Raw genomic sequence first — 19,664 nt, forward strand, 5'->3', positions numbered from 1 at the left:
TTTAAAAGCCTATTGCGCTTCTTCCTTAATCATATATTTCTTCATCTTTCTCCACAGCGTCGTCCTGCTGATATGAAGCAGCTCCGCCGCTTTCGTACAATTCCCGTCCGTCTCATGCAGGGCGGCCTTAATCCGTTCCTTTTCCCTGTTTACCCGGCCTCCTCCATCCGCCGTCCCGCTGCCAGCCGCAGTACATTTCGCAGCATCTGTGTTTTCCAAGCATACTGTCTCAGAAAACGAGGTCCCAAACAAGGCCATTTTCACATCTTCCTCAGAAATCTCGGTATCTGTCGCAAAGATGGCCGCCCTCTCAATAATATTGGACAGCTCCCGTATGTTTCCAAAATACCGGTGCGCTTTCAAAAGTGCCTGCGCGCCGGGAGCAATGCCGGTGATCTCTCTTCCGTGATTATCCCCGAATGTCCTGGCAAATTGCAGCGCGAGGGGCACAATGTCCTCCTGCCTCTCTTCCAGAAGGGGAAGCTGCAGGGTCAGAACGCTTAGCCGATAGTACAGATCCTTTCGGAAATTGCCCTTTTTCATCTCCTCCAACAGATTCTTATTCGTTGCCGAGATAATTCTGACATCTACGGGAATGACGGAACTGCCTCCCAGGCGGACAATCTCCCGCTCCTGGATGACCCGCAGCAGACGCGACTGAAGAGTAACCGCCATCTCACCGATCTCATCCAAAAATATTGTGCCTTTATGCGCCATCTCAAAGATTCCGGCCTTTCCGCTGGGACTTGCGCCTGTAAAAGCCCCTTTTTCGTAACCAAACAATTCACTTTCCAAAAGGCTCTCCGGAAATGCGGCGCAGTTAACCGCTACAAAGGGCTGGTTTCTTCTACTGCTGGCATTATGAATGCTTTGGGCGAATAATTCCTTCCCGGTTCCCGAGTCGCCGCAGATCATCACTGTACTGTCCACTCCCGCATACATCATGGCCTGATGCTTGGCTTTTACAATTCCCCCGCTCTTACCGATAATATTCTGAAGTGTATATTTCGCAGTATAGCCTTTTGTAGCGGAATGTCTGCGGATTTTATTCTCCACCGCCTGGATATCGTCGGAATCCTGAATATTGATGATAATTCCTTTGATGATGTTGTCGGCCACGATCGGGAGACTGCTGACAGCCAAATAATGGTTTCCGTATGTGACAAGATAATTATAAAACCGTTTTCCCTGCATCGTTCCCGCAATAATAGCCGGAAACGGGAACAGTTCCACACACTCCCTTCCCAGAACATCTTCCTCGCGAAGGCCTCCTCCGAGTATTTTCAGCGCCACCTTATTCATGTTTGTAATAACGCCGCCCTTGTCCAGCGTCATCATTCCTTCGGAAGAGTTATCAAGCAGCATGCTGATCGTACGATAGCGGACCTCCTGGGCAAGCAAAAGCTTTAAAAGCCGCTGTGCGTCGTAAATCGCTTCTAATACAACATCCTCGTTGCAACCAAACAGCACACAGGGAATCCCCTTCTCGGCAGCCAGCTTCCGTATTGTCACGCCTCCGACGATGGCGCTGATTCCTTTCTTCTTTAAACTGGCGATTTCCTCCCGCGCTTCCTTAATGTCCGCAACCTGTATGACGACTGTCTTTACCTTCCAGTAATAATATTCCTTTTTAGCCGATTCAAGCATCACCTCGGAGAAAACGATCATCGCAATCTGTTCTCCGTAACGGGATGCTTCCTCGATAGCCGAAGCAAAATCCGAGAATGCAAACCGCACGGCTACCATGGGGATAGCCACCTTCTTCTGGATGCGGTTCCACACGCCGCCTCTGGAAATAATGATTTTGGCTCCCCGATTCACTTCCGAAGCCGCAACCTCCTCTACCTCTAATAATTCCGCCAGTATAACCCGGCAGTCTAATTGCCTTTCCTCCACCAGTCTTTTTGAAAGCTCATAGGCAATGGGATTCGTCCATATCATTGATATCTGGGAATTGCTGTTCCTGTCCATTCTTCTCCTCTTCTGTACGCAGTCTCTCACACCGGCCTAACCCGTTAAGATTAGTATAACATCCGTCCGGGGTTCCGGCAACGGGTTGGCCTTTCTACGGGCATGAGGATATACAAAAGCTGATGGCAGAACAGAACGCTGATGGCAGCATAAATAAGAGGAAGCTATCCGTCCTAAAACAGCGGCTTACCGTCCATCGCCCCGGCTTCATGGGAAAGCCCCAGCAGTTTCATCATCGTCGGCGCCTCGTCAATCAGCCGCGCGCCCTCGAAAGTCCCCTCGGGAACCCCCGCTCCGCGGACGATAAAGCAGGGCTTATCGCCTCTTGTGGGCAGATGGCCGTGAGTCGCCACCGAGTATTTATAATCGGAACTGTCCGTCCCTGCAAATAAGTCACCGCGGGAGGCATTGCCGAAAGCGTAGTTCGGCGCAGCTTCAATCATGTAGGAAAAATCTCCGTCAAGATGGTACTTTTCTTTTAATTCCTCTTTTTTAAAAATTTCCTGCACATATCCCAAATCCTTTAAATCATTCAGAAGACGAAGCACGGTTTCCTCTGTTTCCTGTTTCCTGATATAGACCTGGGCGCTGATTCCGCAGGACTGAATATATGCATCCCATTCCTTCACATTACCTGCTGCATCAGTTTTTATAATGCCTTCCCGCTCCAGAAGCACATTAGGGCATATATTATAGTCCACCTGGAGATGCCCGTGATCTCCCAGGATAATAAATGCCGTATCCTCAAACAGTCCTTCCTCTTTTAACGCCTCTATGATCTGTCTGATCCAGCCGTCGTGGAGACGGAGCGCCTCCTGGATTTCCGGAGCATGAAGTCCGTGCACATGGCGGGTATGATCCAGATGTGACTGATGCATAAAAAGCACATCGGGTTTATAGCGGTGTATAATGTCAACCGCACACTGCACCTGAAAGCTGTCAAACCGGGGATTTTCTTTCCAGTTCATCATATGACAGTTTTTTTCATAAATTTCTTTCATGGGCGGCGAACTGTTTGGAAGAAGCGCCTCCCGCATATCCGCTTTATGCTCATACGTCCACATTTCCGGAATCACATAGTCAATGGGAGCCCCGGCTGTAACCGGCCATTGCACCGATGCCGTGGTCAGGTTGTTCTCTTTTGCGTAATCAAAGATTGTTTTTACCGTTAAATCCCGGTAATTCCAATACCATTCACGGTTATTTGTCCCGGGATCCAGTTTTTCATTGTGACAGATTCCGTGGCGTTCCGGCCAGCAGCCGGACATTATCGTTGCATGGCACGGATAAGTCAGTGTGGGATATACACAATCAATATTTTTATAGATGGCCGCATGCTCCATTATGGTTCTGAATCCCTGCATTTTGGCCACGTCTTCTAAGTCTGTCGTAAATAAAGCGTCAACACACATCACTACCAGTCTTGGCATTATCGCACTCTCCTTGCTGTCTGCTTATTTGTCTCGGTTTTCATTTTAATGTGCCTGTACGTTCCCTATCACTTCAGCAGGGAATCACAGGCGGATGCACACTCATTGAGCGCTGTCCGTATATCCACATCCGTTGTCATGATTTTATCTATGGCATCCTGATATGTCTTAGTCATTTCAGAATAGGCCTGTGCCATCGGACGCCCGCTTCCGTATTGGAGCTGTTCAAGGGCTACCCTGTACTGAGGCGTTTCCTCATATAATTCTACCAGCCGCTCATCGCTGCCGATACTCTGTCTTGTCGGAAGGTATCCTGTCTTAATATGATTTTTCACCGCGCTGTCTTTGCTTGTCATAAAGTTAATCAGCAATGCGGCCGCCTCCTTCTCTTTTCCCTCCAAACGGCTGGTCATAACCAGATTGCAGCCTCCCGTGGGAACTTTATTCTGAGTGTTTTTCGGGATAAAAGCGGTGCCGATCTCATATCCGTTATCTGAGGCCAGCTGGAGGTTGTTGGACAGATTGGCCGTGGATGTTACCCACATCGCCACTTTCTGGTTGACCTCATCTGTAGTCAGCGCATCCTTGCCGCTGTAATATTTAAAATTATTATCTGTAATCCCTTCTTTGAAATACTGCGCCATCTCCACACCCGGCTGGGAATTAAATGTGGCCTGCGTCCAGTCCTTATTCACCGTATCACCGCTGTTGCTGCGCAGAAACGCCTCAAATATCCAGATATCCGAGATGAATCCGTATCCGCTTACTCCAATATCGGCCAGCTGCCCGGACATAGCGGCAAGTTCCTCCCAGTCGGACGGACCTTTTTCCGGATCCAGACCTGCCTTTTCAAAAAGCGTTTTATTATAATACAGCACAGGCGTGCTTCTCAGATAAGGAACTCCATAGAGTGCTCCATCCACATAGCAGTTTTCCATCAGGCCCGGATAGAAATCATCCACGTCCTCCTTTGCCACCATATCCTGGATCGGCTGAATAATTCCTCCGTCTGCAAATGACTTAATGCTGGCAATCTCCATGACGCAGACATCCGGTTCTTCGTTGGCTACAAACGCACTTTTCAGTTTGGAATGTAAATCATCGTAAGTTCCCTGATATTCGGCAGTGACCTGGATGCCGTTTTCTTTTCCTACCGTATCGTTAAATTCCTGAATACGCTCCACATTATTTTCTGCAATCTTATCCTGCCAGGAATACCAGTAGGTCAGCTGAATCGGATTGGAACCGTCCTCCGACACGGCTCCCGTAGAACCGGCTGCCGTAGATACATTGCCGGACGTATTGCCCGAACAGCCTGACAGACAGGCAGATACAGCCGTCAGAGCGGCCAAAATACAGGTTGCAGTTTTCTTTTTCATGTTGTTTGTTCTCCTTTTTGTCATAAAAAATTGATGTCTCTCTATTCTCATATCCCGGACAGAGGCTGCAGAATGGATCCGCTTTTGCTATTTGTCTCCAAGATAGGTGAATGCCTTGATAATCTGTTTGTGCGCCAGCAGATATACGATAATAATCGGTATTGTCAGCATCACATTGCTTGCCATCAGGATATTGTAATTAATGCCGCTCTCTATGTTGCGCAGAGACGCCACTCCAACCGGCAGGGTCCTGACCGTATCATTGGTTGTCATAACAAGCGGCCAGAAATAATCATTCCATGTATTAATAAACGTCAGCAGCGCCATGGTAACCAGGGTCGGCCTGGCCATTGGCAGAAACAGGCGGAGCACGATTTTCCCCTCACCCGCCCGATCCAGGCGGGCCGCCTCAATCAGCTCTTTCGGCATCTGGTTGAAGGTCTGCCGAAGCATAAAAATACCAAACGCACTGGTGCCAAACGGAAGTATCAGGGACATATAGCTGTTAATCAGACCCGCTTTTGAAAACAGAATAAAAAGCGGCAGGAAAATCAACTGTGCAGGCACCATCATCGTTGCCAGGGTAAGGCCGAACAGAAATGATTTACCTTTAAAGCGGTATTGTGAAAAGGCATAAGCCGCCGGAATCACCGTGAGCATCTGCAATACTAAAACCGCGGCCGTAACAACACAGGAATTCACAAGAAACCGTACAAAAGGAAATGCGGTAAAAGCCGCCGCATAATTTGAAAACTGGAATTGTTTCGGAAGCAGGGACGGCGGAAACACCATGGTCTCTCCAAGGGATTTAAAGGATGTTATTATCATCCAGAAAAAAGGAAAGAAAAAAATCAGCAGCAGAACTGCACTCACCAGAATTCTGACCGTCATTCCAAGCCTTCGGACCGCCTGCCTGCGCCCTGCCGCCCTCCATTCTTTTTCCCCGGAGTTTCCGGAGCTGCCTTCCGAAACCGGCAGGACAAACGTTTTTTTATTTACTGCATCCATATCTGTCTCCTTCTAAAATTATTGATAATGAACCCGTTTTGACAGCACCGCAAAGTACAGTATTGTAAATAAGAGCACGATGAAAAATAAAACCACTCCGATTGCCGCCGCATAACCCACCTTATAAAACTTAAATCCGTATTCGTAAAGGGAAAATACAAGTGTGTTGGTAGAATTCTGCGGTCCTCCCTGAGTAATAATCTGAATGGTTTCAAACACCTTAAACGCTGCTATTACATCCACAAGAGCTAAAAAAAACAACGTCGGAGATATCATAGGAAATGTAATGCGGCTGAAGGTCCTGAAAGCTCCCGCCCGGTCCAGCTTTGCAGCCTCATATAAATGAGGCGGAATTCCCTGCAGGGCCGCAACAAGAATAAGTGCATTATAACCGACGCTTTTCCACACGTTAATGATAATCAGCGACAGCAGTGCAAACCTGGGACTCCCCAGCCAGTCAACAGGCGGTATATGAAACACGGCCAGCAGCGCATTCAGAAATCCGAAATCATTGTTCATCAGCCACATCCATAAAAGTGCAATGGAAGCCAGCGACACAATATATGGTGAAAATGCCACACTCTGCAGAAGCAGATTCATCTTTGTTTTCTTTGACAGAAAGACCGCAAGCAGCAGACCGAAGCCAACTCCGAACCCTACTGTACAGACTACATAGATGACTGTATTGAGCAATGTCTGAAAAAACTGTCTGTCCGTTGCCAGCTTTGCAAAGTTTCTCAATCCCACAAACTTCTTGAATGGTGAAATCATATCCCATTCATAAAGACTCAGCCCAATCATATTAAAAATGGGATAAATACAGAAAATACATAATAGAAGAATAGCCGGTGCAATCAGAAAATATGGTTTTGCCGCTTTCATACCCTCACCCTCCTTCCGCCGGCGTCAAAAAGATACATGCATTTTTTCATAACCGCCACCCGGACGGTCATGTCCTCGGGAAGCTGTTTTTCATTAAACGTTTTAAAAGTAATGATTCCGAATGGCGCCCGGAGCCGGTAAATAATCTCACTGCCCATCAGCTCCCTGGTAAGAATCGGGCCCGAGGTAACTATCTCCCCATCGGTGGAGGAATCACCCGCTTCCAAGAGACGGACTTTGGATGGTCTGAAACCCACCGTCTCCACCTCTTCCGGCAGCTGCAGGAACGGCTCCATCTCAGTACGTTTAAAAAGGTTCATCGTCGGATTACCGATGAACTGGGCCGCAAATAAATTGTCCGGATCGTTATAGAGCCGCTCAGGGGAATCAACCTGTTGAATCTCCCCCTGGTTCATCAGCACGATATCGGTTGCCATGGACATCGCCTCGGTCTGGTCATGGGTAACATATACGAAGGTGGTTCCAAGCTGTTTATGTAATTCAATCAGTTCCGTTCTCATCTGGTTCCGCAGTTTTGCATCCAGATTAGAAAGCGGTTCATCCATCAGAAATACCTTCGGCTGTTTTACCATTGCCCTGGCCAGAGCCACCCTTTGCCGCTGTCCTCCTGACAGTTCACCCGGTTTCCGGTCCAGATAAGGGGTCAGCCCTACCGTTTCGCAGATTTCCCGGATCCGTTTCTCCCGCTCCGGCTTTGGCACTTTTGCATTAGCGAGGCCGAATTCAATATTTTCTCTCACATTCATGGTCGGATAGAGCGCATAGTTTTGAAAAACCATAGCAATATCGCGCTCCCCCGGCTCCAGATCATTTACCCTGGTTCCGTCAATATACAAATCCCCTGAGCTTAAACTCTCCAGTCCGGCAATCATCCGCAGTGTGGTGGACTTGCCGCATCCGCTCGGTCCGACCATAACCGTGAAACTGCCATCGGGAATACGCAGATTCAGATTATCAATCACACAATTGTTTTTTCCATAAGTCTTATTTACATTCCGCAGTTCAATCTGTGACATATCATTTCGTCTCCTTTACTACCTGTTCTCGCATAACTTCGACATTTTCGATTATAACACCATCAAATTTTAGAACTATCAAGAAAATGTTATATTTTTTCTAAATTTAGGTAAAATTTTATACAACTATCGGAAAATAAAAACAGGCAGAAACTGAAAGACCTTGTCGAAATGAATCACGCTCGTGAACGTTCAGAAAAGCAATAAAGCGCCCCTTTAAAGTTGATTCGGTTCTGTAAAACCAAATCTCCCTGAAGAGACGCTTCATTTTTTGCTAACGGCAATGAAAGACCGGCTAAACATGTTCCCTATTATCTTATCCTACTGTCCATCCGGCTTCTGCCGGCCTTCCGAACGGGACGCTTTTATCTTGTCAAGAACCATCGGCAGGAATATACCGATGACGATTAAAGCCGTAATAACCAGGCTGATTGGCCGGTGCAGATAGTAAGACAGCAGATTTCCTCTTGAAAGGTTGACTGCCTGGCGCAGTCCCTTTTCCGCCATATGCCCCAGCAGAAACCCCAGCACCATCGCCGCCGGAGGAAATTTTGCCAGCCGCATAAAGTAGCCGATCAGACCGAAAATAATCATGATATAGACATTGTACATATCACTTGAAATTGCGTAAGAACCAACCACGGCCAGGACAACTATGATAGGGCAGAGGATGTTGACCGGGACCTTTGTAATCCTAACAATATACCGGGCAATGAACAGGCCGATAATACCCATCATAATATTAGCCAGCATAAAACCAAAGATAATCGCATAGGTCGTACTAGCCTTCTTCACAAACAGATCGGCTCCGGGCTGCAGGCCGTGGATCATCAGTCCTCCCATAAGAACCGCGGCTGCGGCGCTTCCTGGTATTCCAAGGGTCATCATCGGAATACATGCTCCGCCCGTTACGGCGTTATTTCCCGCTTCCGATGCCGCTACGCCTTCATAAGAACCTTTTCCGAATAATTCCTTATTCTTTGATCTGTTTTTTGCCGTATTATACGCCATCCAGGAACCGATCTCCCCTCCCGCTCCAGGCAGAATTCCGGCAAATACGCCAATTACGGAAGAACGTAAAATCGTGGGCAGCAGCTTTTTGTATTCCTTCCACGGCAGCAGCACCTTTCCGCTCATCCCGGCAACCTCGGCCACATTGACGGTCTTTCCCTGGCTGCGGGCGTTCTCCAGCTGATCTAACACCTGTGGGATTGAAAACAGGCCAATCAGCGCAGGAACCGTCGGAATTCCTCCTAACAGCGGCACAATCCCGAAGGTATAGCGGGCATAACCGGAGGAGGCGTCAATTCCGATGCAGCCCAGCACCAGGCCAAGGCAGCCGGCCAGGAGCCCCTTAACTAATGACTCCGAGGCCAGGCTTGCGATGACGCTGAGTCCCAGGCAGGCCAGCAGGAAATATTCCATGGAGCCGAATTTGAGGGCCGCGGAGGCCAGCATGGAGGCCAGAAAGAGAAGCGCCACGGCGCTGACGGTTCCGCCAATCATGGAAGCGCTGATGGAAACGCCGAGAGCCTGCAGCCCCTTTCCCTGTTTCGTCAGCGGAAACCCATCCAGGGCGGTCGCAGCAGAGGAAGGGGTGCCCGGCGTATGGATTAATATAGCGGTAATCGATCCGCCGCAGATCGCCGAGGTATAAATGGTCATCAGCATGGCGATTGCGGAAATCGGGGACAGCCCGTAGGTAAACGGGAGCATCAGGGCGATTCCCATTGTCGCGCTCAGCCCCGGCAGGGCGCCGATAAACATCCCTCCCACAACCCCCAGGAGGATACACAACATCGTCTCCAATGTAAACAGGGACGCCAGAATCTCGGGGCCTGCATCTAAAAATGTCTGTAACAAAGCAATCACCTCCTTAAAACAGGATTCCCGCAGGGAGACTGAGTTTTAATCCCACGCAAAACATTGCATAGAGGAACACATCCATCCCGGCCGTCACTCCCAACAGTACCAACGGTTTCCTGACCTTTAGAAAATACATGAATGCAGCCGTAAAAACAGAAGTCGCCACAAAAAAACCGATACTCCTGATTCCGATAATATAAAGCACCATAATGCAGTATGCCTTGCACGGCATGGCAAACTGTTTCAGAAATCCGTCTCCTTCCCGAAGTACCCCTTTTTTTATTTTATTTGCCTGAGCAGTTACACTGCTTATCAGCAGCAGAACGGATAAAAGAAAAGTCACTGTCAGAAATAACTGCGGAAACATTTGGGCGGCTTCTGGAAAAGCCAGTGATAAGTACCAGAACCAACCGCTGAACAGTATCAGGATTATTCCTATTACCACATCCAGTGTCAAATACTTTTTCATTTCACTCCTCCTTTCCGAAAACAAGCAGAAATCATTAATGTCCTCCGATTTCCCCGTCCTTTATTCATTGTATCCAAGCTGATCCGCGTATTTTTCTACCATTTCTTTGACACCGGCTAAATATACACCATACTCATCGCTTCCCATAAAGTCCACTTCGTATCCTCCGGCTTTCATAGTTGCCAGATACTCCGGATCTTCCGACGCCTTTTTGCAGGCATCCTCCAGAACGGCCTTCAGCCCTTCATCCATGCCGTTCGGCACGACGATGCCGCGCGAAGAACCCAGTACAACGTCAAAGCCCTGCTCTTTTCCCGTAGGCACATCAGGTAGAATTTCCGATCGTTCCGACGCCAGAACGGCCAGTATTTTAGCGTTTCCATCCTCAAACATGGTAAAAGAATCGCCAACCTTGCCAAAATAGATATCTGTTTCAGCTCCCAGGAATCCGGCTTTAGAGGCCGATATGCCGTCCGCATAATTGATTCCGGTCATGTTTGTAATTCCACTCCACCCCATAAATTCATACATCGCAATCTCATCGGCTCCGCCTCCCGAAGTCAGGCTGACTAAAAATTCTGTTTCCGAATTTTCCTTCAGACAGGCAACTAATTCTTCCAGACTGCCCACATCGGCAAACCGGCTGTCATCCGCCCGGACACAGATGGTGCAATAGTCCGTAACACAATTGACGAGAGGGGTATAATCATCCATCGTATACTGGATTTGAAGAGACTTGTTTAAATAGTTACAGAATTGAGGCGTGGCCAGCGAACCGATATTATAGCCGTCCGGCGCAGACTGAATTAAGCGGATCCAGGCATTCCAGTTCTGTCCTCCTGTCACATTTTCAACCGTCACGGTCCCTTTTCCCGGCAGATACTTCTCAATATAAGGGGAAATCATTCTGGCGCAGAGATCCAGCCCTCCTCCCGCGCTGCCGGAACAGATGTAAGTGATATTTTTAGTTGGAAAATCTGCGTATACCCCGCCGGCTGAATCCGCCGCGGTTTTTTCCGGTTTACTTTCCGCCTGTCCCGCGTTCCCGGTACCGGCTTCCGCCTGAGCGGTTTCTTTTGCCGGAGCTCCGGCACTGTTCCCACCGCTGCATCCCGCCAGAACACCCATCATCATACTGAGACATAAAACTGCTGCTAATCTTTTTTTCATTTGTTTTCCTCCCTATGCATTATATTTTGTAAAATACATCCCGTTTTGAAAATGTTCGGGCGTCGTGATCCTCCCTTCTTCCACCCCTGTCACATTCTCATAACAGCGTTCCACCATAGCCTGTAAAACCTCGTCCGTGCTGGCGCCCATATGAGGCGTAATCACGGTATTATTGAGGCTGAACAGGGGATTTCCGGCCGCAGACGCCGGATTATCTTCCTGCTCCAGCACATCGAGGGCAGCTCCTGCTATCGTCCCTTCCGCCAGCGCTTCGTACAAATCCGCCTCATTGACCACACCGCCCCTGGCCGCATTGATAATCACGGCCGTTTTCTTCATCATTGCCATCGTTTCCCGGTTAATCAGATACTTCGTTTCCGGTACCAGCGGAACATGGAGCGTAATTACATCCGAAGTTCGAAACAGTGTTTCCTGCTCCACATACTGTAGCTCTTCTCTCTCCTCCGTCTCAGGCGGAAGACGGCGCGCATCATAATACTGGACTCTTGCCCCGAATCCCCGCATCAGCCGGGCAACCGCTCTTCCTATATTGCCGATTCCGATAATGCCGATGCACTTGCCGCAGATCGTATGGCACTGGGGCAGATAAACCTCCTTGGACCAGATGCCTTTACTTAAATCCCGGTTCAGCGGGAGGATTCTCCTGTATAAAGCAAGAAGCAAAGCCACCGTCATTTCAGAAACCTGCACTGCGTTGATTCCCGCACAGTTCATAAATGGAATATTGTAACTGCCGATCTGTTTCATATCATACTGGTCAAATCCTGCCCCCCACTTCTGCATCAGCTTCAGGTTCCGTGCAGACCTAAGCAGTTCATCACTCAGCTCCACCCTGCCGCGCAGAAACAGATAGTCCGCATCTTTTGTTTCCTCAATCAGGACATTCTGTTCAGGAACTCCCACAAATTTGAGTCCATATCCCTCCGGACACAGCTCTTTAAAAAGCTCCACCGCCTTATCGTTGTAAATTCCCGCGACGACTATCTTTCTCATCGCTTCTCCTCCTCTATGTAAAGAAAATCCGCCTGCTCCATCTTGCCCCGGTACAATTCCTCATGTTTTTCATAATTGACGCGGCCGTCTGTATAATCGGAGATGGTCTTTTCCTCCGATGCAAACTTTTTTCTGACCTCTTTCAGGATTTCCGGGGCGTCCTCCGGCCGTATCACAACGATTCCATCCCGATCACCCACTAAAATATCGCCGGGCTGTATCACCTGTCCGCCGACACAGACAGGGACATTGATCTCTCCGGGACCGTTTTTATACGGTCCCTGGGGAGTGATTCCCTTACAGTAGACCGGAAAATCCATCTCCCGCACGGCGTCGCTGTCCCTCATGCATCCCTCGACCACCACTCCGGCAAATCCTCTTGAGATACAATAACGCATCATAATCTCACCGGCCAGGGCGCGCTCCATCCCTCCGCGTCCGTCCACCACCAGCACATCTCCCGGTTTTGCGAGATCCATTGCCCGGTGAAACATCATGTTATCTCCCGAGGGACATTTCACCGTAAAAGCCACGCCCAGAAGAGAGGCGTCATTTAAGGGCTTTATATCTGAACTGGTACAGTAAAGCCGCTCCATTACATCTCCGATGTTGCTGGACGGATATCCCCGAAATTGCTCCACCAGCTCCGGATCCGGCCTGTTTATATTTAAGAAAACCCTGCGTCCTACATGATTACCCATACTTTTATTCTCCTTTTCCATATACAAATCCGACATTACCAAAATAAAATCAATCGGTCAGCTGCCACGTCAGCCCGTTGCCGTCCAAAAAACTGCTGACTGTCCGTCCGGTGTCTGCTATCTTCTTTTTTTCACTCTTAAAATCAATCCCCTTTACTTTCAGGCACTCCACATCATCACTCTCCCCCTCACTCTTAAAAGCGATATGATGGATGCCGGTAAATGCTTCGCCCTGCACTTTATGTATCTCAAAAACCACCTGATTTTCCCCAGGAAGCGCCATCTCCACCGAGTTTCTCTGCGGCATGCTGCGCGTCACTGCCAGGCCCAGTTTTTCTAACATAACTATCGTTTCATCAAAATCCTTTACCCTCAGATCAATATGATCCACTCTGACTAACATCTACTTACCTCCTTAATACGTAGTTAAAAGGCTGGCTGCAAATCTCATTCCCCGGTACGTTTATATGCAATCCTGCAAACCTCGCCGAAGAAGTCCCTACCACACAAAACCGCCGGAAGCGGCAATCGGATGATAGATTGAAAATGCCTCCGCATATTTGCAGCCCGGCCGGCTTCCGCGGCCCGACGCTTCATTAGCCCGTACCTCCGCTTTACGCTTATAGGCGGCATACATCCCAGGCTGTGTGGAAAATACCTTCATTGCGCGGCATTTTATCTCAAACACTTCTGTAATATCGACATAGACAACCGGTTTAAAATCACTGATTTCCGTGACATGGGGTTCGAAGCCGAAAATCGGCGTCTGCCTGGGCGAAACCTCCAGCCCATCCCGGAAACCGGCGCCGGTTGCGGCGGCATGTGCTTTTTGAACGAGCTGATGAACCGTGTTATGGTCCGGGTTAAATGCATCAAAAGCAGAATGTGTGATGATGAGATTCGGCCTGAACTCCCTTATCTCATGAGCCAGTTTTTCAACACAATCATCCGCTCCCGTCATCGGATAATCCGGCAGTCCCCAGAATTCAACCGCCTCCGCGCCCAGTATCCTGGCCGCCTCTGCGCCCTCTGCACGCCGCCTTTTCAAGCCTTCCTCCGCATTAGCGCCTTCCGTCTTCCAGTAGTCATTAGCCTCACCGCGGAGTCCATCGGACACGATGATGAGCTTAATGGCGCTTCCCTCCTGCGCATAGCGCGCTATCGCGCCCCCGCTTCTCCATACAAAATCTCCAATATGGCCGGCAACAACAAGGATTCTCGGTTTTTCAAAAATAGTGGTCATGATTATTCTCTCCTTTTCTTTTTTTGTTGGTTTTATAGTTTCTTTTACTTGCTTTCAGTTATATATAACAGCAAGTTGCATGCCACTATTTTTATTGTTTGAAATGTATTTTATAATTTATAGTTTTTTCTTTATATTATCCAGAATATGGTGAAGTATCAACCCAATTATATAACAATTAACTTCCTTTATTTCCCAATAATTAGGGCTTTATACATATTCTTTTCCTGTTAAGACGAATCATTTTTGTTAATTCGTTTCAATTGTTTCGTATTTACGTTTCACTTTTTCTTTTTTGTTACACTCGTTCCAAAAATGTAACAAGCTTGTCTGGTTCAAAGAAGGAAACATTCACCAAATCCCTATTGTTTCAGGCGTATTTTGTGTAAAATCCCGGATTCCGTGTCACAAACAGGATGTATGGATTTTGCTAAAAAATTATGATATACTGTGTCACAGATTGTAACGATCCGTACCTTTATCGTTACCAAAGTTTTTACATTATCGGATCAATTTCCGGAAACCGGGAGATGAATTTTATGAATAAAAACAGAGAAGAGTTATTTGAAACCTGCCCCATCGGCAGAGCCGTTCTGACCCTGGCGGTCCCGACTGTCTTAAGTTCGGTCGTCACGGTTCTCTACAGCCTTGCCGATACCTATTTTGTGGGTATGATGAACAATCCTGTCCAGACCGCCGCGGTGGCGCTGGCGGCCCCCATGCTGCTTGCTTTTAATGCGGTCAATAACCTGTTTGGGGTCGGCAGCTCCAGCATGATCAGCCGGGCCCTCGGCAGGAAAGACTTTAAGACCGTCCGTGAGAGTTCCTCCTTCGGGTTCTACGGCGCGTTTTTCTGCGGAGCGCTTTTTGCTCTTCTCACCACCGTACTCCGCGGTCCTCTTCTCGTTCTTTTGGGCGCCGATTCCGTCACCGGAATCCCTACCGGCGGCTATCTGAACTGGACCGTTACCGTCGGAGCCGTACCTGCCATCTTGAACGTCGTGATGGCCTATATGATCCGGTCGGAGGGTTCCGCGCTTCACGCCAGTATCGGAACAATGAGCGGCTGTCTTTTAAATATTGTGCTGGATCCGATTTTCATCCTGCCCTGGGGACTTAATATGGGCGCCGTCGGCGCCGCCCTGGCAACCTGCCTTTCCAACTGTTTTGCCCTGGTCTATTTCCTGGTTTATCTGTTTGTGAGAAGAAAGACCACCTGTATCAGCATCTCCCCGAAATCGCTGAAGCTGAACCGTGAAATTATAACGGGGGTCTGTTCCGTTGGCATCCCCGCTTCCATCCAGAACCTTTTAAATGTGACGGGAACGACGATTCTCAACAACTTTACCGCCTCCTACGGCGCCACCGCCCTTGCAGCCATGGGAATCTGTCAGAAGGTGAACATGGTGCCGATGTATGTGGCAATGGGACTATCCCAGGGCCTGATGCCTTTAATCAGTTATAACTACGCCAGCGGAAACAGGAAGAGGATGAAAGAAGCTCTCTTTTTTGCCGAGAAGATTGCTCTGTCCTTTTTAGCCGCCGTGACCGTGATTTTTTATTTCTCCGCCGGGACGCTGACCCGTTTTTTCATCGAGGATGCACAAACCGTTGCTTACGGAACCCACTTTTTAAGAGGCTTCTGTCTGGCGCTCCCTTTCCTCTGCGTGGATTTCATGGCGGTCGGCACCTTCCAGGCCGTGGGAATGGGCAAAGAATCTCTGTTTTTTGCCATCTCCCGCAAGGTAATTCTGGAGATTCCGCTGCTTTACGTCCTGAACCACTTTTTCCCGCTCTACGGGCTTCCTTTTGCCCAGGTTATTGCGGAAGTTATTCTGGCCGTCCTGTCGGTCTTCGTGCTGGCCAGGTTCTTAAGAAAATCGGGGGCAGTTGGGCGCAGTTCCTGACACCGCGGGCAAATGCCCCAATTGAACTCCCTCAATTGAACTCCCGTTTCATTTCAGCTATAATATTTTACATGAAATCTATACGGAAGTTACTTTACTTTATAAATACTGCAGATATTTGATGTATATCCGAATCATCATTCCTTTAAAGGTGGTGGCAAATGAACCTGGAATACTATAAAAATTTCCTTGTCGCAGCCAATGAACTGAATTTTACCCAGGCTGCTAAAAAACTGTACATGACGCAGCAGGCACTCAGCAAGCAGATTGAGAGCCTGGAGAAAACATACCATACCAGGCTGTTTAACCGTGAACCGCCGATGTCCTTAACGCCCTCCGGTGAATGTATGTACCGCAATCTTTCACAAATTATGGATATAGAGCGGGAAATGATCAAGGAACTGGATTCCCTGAAGGGCGAGGAGGCCTGCAGACTCTCTGTCGGAGTTTCTCCCCGGCGCAGCAGCGTGATCATCCCGGCTCTGGCGTCGGCCTTTATGTGCCAATATCCCCACGTGCAGATTTTCGTTAAAGAAAATCCTCTGTCCAAACTGATTGAAGCACTTAAAACAAGGGATGTTGATTGTATATTCGGCTATGATCTCCCCGATGACCCGAGACTCATGTCAAAAAACATAGGAAAAGAGCATACCGTTATCGCCGTCAATAAAAAACTGTTTGAGCAGTATTTCACAGGCCCGGAGCAGGCAGAACTTCTTGATTCTCCCAGCCACCGTCTGAAAGCGTTCGAGCGCTGCCCCATGATCCACATGAATTCAAGCACCTGGCTTGGAAACCTGTTCGATCTCTGCTGCCGCGAAGAGAATATCACGCCTCAGATTACGCTGGAGTCCTCCAACATCTTTACGGTATTGATTTGCTGTGTCAGGGGAATCGGTGTGGCTATCTGCCCGGAACTGTATATAAACCAGCTTACTGCAAAGGAACGGGAAGAACTGCACTTATTCTACTGGGATTATCCAAATGCACAAAAAGATTTAGCCATCCTGTATCTTAAAAACAGCTTTTTGTCCCAGACAACAAAACAATTCATTAATTTCTCCAGAAACTCTTTTGAAGAGTGCGTAAATTCCGGCAAGGACATGACGTAATCCCTGATTCCGTCCCCCTGGGCCGGAATTTTTTTATATCATAGAAAGTGCTCCTATGATATAAAAAAAGCCCTCTGGGCGGGATCGCACTGCCCCGGAGAGGGATTCTCCGCCTGCACAACTTTTTTTTGTAAGGCACATGGAAACGTTGTTTGTGCATCCGAAACACCCATGCTACTATGAAGTCATAACAAAATGATAAAAGTTGAAAGGGGAACGTTATACTATGAAAACACCTGTAATCGGAGTGATGCTGTCAGAGTCACGCTCTCAGATGCCGGGGGCAATCCACAAAATGCAGCATGTCAACAACGCTTATCTCCACGCAGTCGAGCAGGCCGGAGGTATTCCCGTGGGCCTTCCGCTGCTGGGGGATTCCGAAAGATTTGATCGGCTGCTGAATCTTTGCGACGGTTTTTTACTTCCGGGCGGTGCAGATGTGGATCCACGCTTTTACGGCCAGGAACCACACCCTCTGCTGGGAAGGGTTAACCTCGGGGAAGATGAAATCTGGGCAAAAGTGGTCTTCCACTCCATTGAGACAAAGAAACCTCTGCTGGCTGTCTGCCGCGGAATGCAGCTTCTGAATACTGCGCTTAAAGGAACTCTGTATCAGGATCTATCCGATTTTCCGGCTCCCACTCTGCTGCACAGACAAAGCTTCCAGGATCGCGATTATCCGATGCACAAAGTCACGCTGGAAGGCAACAGCCGTCTCGCAGCCGTACTCGGCACTTCCGAAGTCTGTACTAATACGCTGCATCACCAGTGTGTCGACAGATGCGGCGAAGGGCTGATGGTGTCCGCTCATACGGAGGACGGCGTCGTTGAAGCGGTGGAAAGCCGGGACGGCCTGCTGCTCGCCGTGCAGTGGCATCCGGAAGAATTGCAGGAGACCGTACCGTGCATGAAAAATCTGTTTTCCGATTTGATCAGCCGTGCTCAGAAATAAGTAATGCACCGTTGAAAAAGAAATTCAGTTTCAGCGCAAAACACGTAAAAATAAAGAAAGGACAATATGGCACCGCCCCTCTGTCACGATGCCATGAAAGAGATGAATATGAAAAAGGACGTTGTTAAAAAAGCCCAAAAAGAACCTGCAAGTATGTGGACCATTATTCTTATTGTAATTCTGGCCGTTTACATACTGTCGTTTATTATCCCATCCGGTTCCTACCAGTACGAAGGTAAAATTGCAGTTCCCGGAACCTATGCCATCGTTAAAAAGATTTTTCTAACCCCGGTTGACGTCATTCTCGGAATCGGAGAACAGGCATACAGCATGTTCGGCAAATTATTCGTAACCCTCACCATTTTTGGAGGCCTGATGGGAATTATGAATTCGACCGGTGTGCTGGATCGCGCTCTGGGCAATATGATACACCGGTTAAAAGATAAGGCCATGCTGATTATCCCGATCTATATTTTTGCAACCGGACTCATCGGGTGCGTCGGTTCCATGATTTCCACCGTCGTTCTCTTTATCCCGCTCGGCATCACCATTGCAAAGCAGCTTAAAACGGACCGCTGTTTTGCCGTCGGCCTGGTTATCATGGGATCCTTTACCGGATTTATGACTTCTCCAATCAATCCGCTGACCGGTGTGCTCGGCCAGGAGATTGCAGGTCTTCCGGCCTATTCCGGTTCCGGTCTGCGCGCAGTTGTCACCGTTATCAATCTCTGCATCGTTTCCGCCTATCTGATTTACTATGCGAAACGCTGCCAAAAGAATCCGGTTGGCTATGATAACGACTTCGGCGTCAATTCCAAAGAATATTCCGAAGGTTCGAATCAGGAATACCGTCTTCTGACAAAGTCGGAAGTGGCATCCATCGTCGTTTTCTTCGGCGCTTTTATCTTCTTTGCCGCAGGCGGACCCATCCTGGGCCTTAACAATCTGCAGCTCAGCTCAATTCTGCTGCCCGTTGCCTTTGTGGAGGGATTGCTCGCCCGCTGTGACATTGATGAAATTATGAAACGGTTTGTAAAAGGCACTCAGGGCATGACAACCGTCATGGTCTTTATGATATTAGCGGCAACGGTTTCCGTTATTTTAAACAAATCCGGCGTTCTGGATTCCATCGTTTACTATATCTCGATTCCGTTAAACAGCCTGGGCAGCAGCCTCGCAGCCATTGGAATGTTCATTGCCAACGCGTTCATCAACATTTTTATCGGCTCCGGTTCCGGACAGACTTCCGTCGTTATGCCGATTATGGCGCCTCTGAGTGATGTAATCGGTGTCACCCGCCAGATGGCTGTCCTGACACTGCAGTACGGAGACGGTTTCTCGAACCTGATGGTTCCTACCAGCGTCAACCTGATGTCCTGTCTGGCTCTGGCAAATCTGGATTTAAAAAGATGGTACCGTTTCTTCCTGCCCTGCTACGCCATTATCTTTGTTATTTTAGTTATCTCCATCTTTGTCGGAACAGCGATTGGATTTTAATTTATCTGGAAAATGAGAGGTTTTTA

17 protein-coding genes are annotated in these 19,664 nt (G+C 48.5%); 4 read left to right on the forward strand and 13 right to left on the reverse strand.

The annotated features are described in order from the left end of the window. Positions 1-9 precede the first annotated feature (9 nt). The 13 genes from EJL91_RS05025 to EJL91_RS05085 all read right to left on the reverse strand — a co-directional run bounded on the left by EJL91_RS05025 (position 10) and on the right by EJL91_RS05085 (position 14,170). A complete protein-coding gene (locus EJL91_RS05025; RefSeq protein WP_125140836.1) occupies positions 10-1,971 on the reverse strand; it encodes a sigma 54-interacting transcriptional regulator in 1,962 nt (653 codons plus the stop codon). A gap of 173 nt (positions 1,972-2,144) precedes the next feature. Then, entirely contained in the window at positions 2,145-3,401 is a 1,257-nt protein-coding gene (locus EJL91_RS05030; RefSeq protein ID WP_125140837.1) for an alkaline phosphatase family protein, read from the reverse strand. A gap of 68 nt (positions 3,402-3,469) precedes the next feature. Continuing rightward, positions 3,470-4,780, reverse strand: coding sequence for an ABC transporter substrate-binding protein (locus tag EJL91_RS05035; protein ID WP_125140838.1), 1,311 nt, complete (start codon positions 4,778-4,780; stop codon positions 3,470-3,472). A gap of 87 nt (positions 4,781-4,867) precedes the next feature. Then, positions 4,868-5,788 carry a carbohydrate ABC transporter permease gene (locus tag EJL91_RS05040; protein WP_125140839.1) on the reverse strand — a complete coding sequence of 307 codons (921 nt, stop codon included), beginning with the start codon at positions 5,786-5,788 and terminating at the stop codon, positions 4,868-4,870. Between the two features lie 18 nt (positions 5,789-5,806). Next, positions 5,807-6,670 (reverse strand): carbohydrate ABC transporter permease, encoded by an 864-nt coding sequence (locus tag EJL91_RS05045; protein WP_125140840.1) that lies wholly within the window; start codon positions 6,668-6,670, stop codon positions 5,807-5,809. Then, entirely contained in the window at positions 6,667-7,707 is a 1,041-nt protein-coding gene (locus EJL91_RS05050) for an ABC transporter ATP-binding protein (protein WP_125140841.1), read from the reverse strand. Before EJL91_RS05050 ends, EJL91_RS05045 begins: the two co-directional genes overlap by 4 nt. A 321-nt stretch (positions 7,708-8,028) precedes the next feature. After that, positions 8,029-9,570: a tripartite tricarboxylate transporter permease gene (locus EJL91_RS05055; RefSeq protein ID WP_243125231.1), complete on the reverse strand. Its 1,542-nt coding sequence runs from the start codon at positions 9,568-9,570 to the stop codon at positions 8,029-8,031. Positions 9,571-9,583: 13 nt separating this feature from the next. After that, positions 9,584-10,042 carry a tripartite tricarboxylate transporter TctB family protein gene (locus EJL91_RS05060; protein WP_125140842.1) on the reverse strand — a complete coding sequence of 153 codons (459 nt, stop codon included), beginning with the start codon at positions 10,040-10,042 and terminating at the stop codon, positions 9,584-9,586. A 60-nt stretch (positions 10,043-10,102) separates the two neighbouring features. Continuing rightward, the gene (locus EJL91_RS05065) at positions 10,103-11,212 is read right to left on the reverse strand and encodes a tripartite tricarboxylate transporter substrate binding protein (RefSeq protein WP_125140843.1); all 1,110 of its coding nucleotides are present in this window, start codon (positions 11,210-11,212) and stop codon (positions 10,103-10,105) included. Positions 11,213-11,224: 12 nt separating this feature from the next. Beyond that, complete coding sequence (locus EJL91_RS05070; RefSeq protein WP_125140844.1) at positions 11,225-12,226, reverse strand: NAD(P)-dependent oxidoreductase; 1,002 nt, start codon at positions 12,224-12,226, stop codon at positions 11,225-11,227. After that, positions 12,223-12,927 carry an RraA family protein gene (locus tag EJL91_RS05075; RefSeq protein ID WP_125140845.1) on the reverse strand — a complete coding sequence of 235 codons (705 nt, stop codon included), beginning with the start codon at positions 12,925-12,927 and terminating at the stop codon, positions 12,223-12,225. Before EJL91_RS05075 ends, EJL91_RS05070 begins: the two co-directional genes overlap by 4 nt. A 49-nt stretch (positions 12,928-12,976) precedes the next feature. Continuing rightward, complete coding sequence (locus tag EJL91_RS05080) at positions 12,977-13,330, reverse strand: VOC family protein (protein ID WP_125140846.1); 354 nt, start codon at positions 13,328-13,330, stop codon at positions 12,977-12,979. A gap of 96 nt (positions 13,331-13,426) precedes the next feature. Next, positions 13,427-14,170, reverse strand: coding sequence for a PIG-L deacetylase family protein (locus EJL91_RS05085; protein ID WP_125140847.1), 744 nt, complete (start codon positions 14,168-14,170; stop codon positions 13,427-13,429). A 539-nt stretch (positions 14,171-14,709) separates the two neighbouring features. Here EJL91_RS05085 and EJL91_RS05090 point away from each other — a divergent pair. From EJL91_RS05090 to EJL91_RS05105, 4 genes are all read left to right on the forward strand, one after another. Continuing rightward, positions 14,710-16,077 (forward strand): MATE family efflux transporter, encoded by a 1,368-nt coding sequence (locus EJL91_RS05090; RefSeq protein ID WP_125140848.1) that lies wholly within the window; start codon positions 14,710-14,712, stop codon positions 16,075-16,077. Positions 16,078-16,238: 161 nt separating this feature from the next. Further along, complete coding sequence (locus EJL91_RS05095; RefSeq protein ID WP_125140849.1) at positions 16,239-17,189, forward strand: LysR family transcriptional regulator; 951 nt, start codon at positions 16,239-16,241, stop codon at positions 17,187-17,189. 226 nt (positions 17,190-17,415) lie between these two features. Beyond that, positions 17,416-18,141, forward strand: coding sequence for a gamma-glutamyl-gamma-aminobutyrate hydrolase family protein (locus EJL91_RS05100; protein ID WP_125140850.1), 726 nt, complete (start codon positions 17,416-17,418; stop codon positions 18,139-18,141). A 108-nt stretch (positions 18,142-18,249) separates the two neighbouring features. Beyond that, positions 18,250-19,638: a Na+/H+ antiporter NhaC family protein gene (locus EJL91_RS05105; RefSeq protein ID WP_164516749.1), complete on the forward strand. Its 1,389-nt coding sequence runs from the start codon at positions 18,250-18,252 to the stop codon at positions 19,636-19,638. Positions 19,639-19,664 lie beyond the last annotated feature (26 nt).

This window comes from Clostridium transplantifaecale (assembly GCF_900626075.1).
Taxonomy (GTDB): Bacteria; Bacillota; Clostridia; order Lachnospirales; family Lachnospiraceae; genus Otoolea; species Otoolea transplantifaecalis.

Bases quoted from the DNA above. Each gene is read 5' to 3' on its own strand.
- EJL91_RS05025 (WP_125140836.1), bottom strand. From the start codon at position 1,971: ATGGACAGGAACAGCAATTCCCAGATATCAATGATATGGACGAATCCC.
- EJL91_RS05030 (WP_125140837.1), bottom strand. From the start codon at position 3,401: ATGCCAAGACTGGTAGTGATGTGTGTTGACGCTTTATTTACGACAGAC.
- EJL91_RS05035 (WP_125140838.1), bottom strand. From the start codon at position 4,780: ATGAAAAAGAAAACTGCAACCTGTATTTTGGCCGCTCTGACGGCTGTA.
- EJL91_RS05040 (WP_125140839.1), bottom strand. From the start codon at position 5,788: ATGGATGCAGTAAATAAAAAAACGTTTGTCCTGCCGGTTTCGGAAGGC.
- EJL91_RS05045 (WP_125140840.1), bottom strand. From the start codon at position 6,670: ATGAAAGCGGCAAAACCATATTTTCTGATTGCACCGGCTATTCTTCTA.
- EJL91_RS05050 (WP_125140841.1), bottom strand. From the start codon at position 7,707: ATGTCACAGATTGAACTGCGGAATGTAAATAAGACTTATGGAAAAAAC.
- EJL91_RS05060 (WP_125140842.1), bottom strand. From the start codon at position 10,042: ATGAAAAAGTATTTGACACTGGATGTGGTAATAGGAATAATCCTGATA.
- EJL91_RS05065 (WP_125140843.1), bottom strand. From the start codon at position 11,212: ATGAAAAAAAGATTAGCAGCAGTTTTATGTCTCAGTATGATGATGGGT.
- EJL91_RS05070 (WP_125140844.1), bottom strand. From the start codon at position 12,226: ATGAGAAAGATAGTCGTCGCGGGAATTTACAACGATAAGGCGGTGGAG.
- EJL91_RS05075 (WP_125140845.1), bottom strand. From the start codon at position 12,927: ATGGGTAATCATGTAGGACGCAGGGTTTTCTTAAATATAAACAGGCCG.
- EJL91_RS05080 (WP_125140846.1), bottom strand. From the start codon at position 13,330: ATGTTAGTCAGAGTGGATCATATTGATCTGAGGGTAAAGGATTTTGAT.
- EJL91_RS05085 (WP_125140847.1), bottom strand. From the start codon at position 14,170: ATGACCACTATTTTTGAAAAACCGAGAATCCTTGTTGTTGCCGGCCAT.
- EJL91_RS05090 (WP_125140848.1), top strand. From the start codon at position 14,710: ATGAATAAAAACAGAGAAGAGTTATTTGAAACCTGCCCCATCGGCAGA.
- EJL91_RS05095 (WP_125140849.1), top strand. From the start codon at position 16,239: ATGAACCTGGAATACTATAAAAATTTCCTTGTCGCAGCCAATGAACTG.
- EJL91_RS05100 (WP_125140850.1), top strand. From the start codon at position 17,416: ATGAAAACACCTGTAATCGGAGTGATGCTGTCAGAGTCACGCTCTCAG.
- EJL91_RS05105 (WP_164516749.1), top strand. From the start codon at position 18,250: ATGAAAAAGGACGTTGTTAAAAAAGCCCAAAAAGAACCTGCAAGTATG.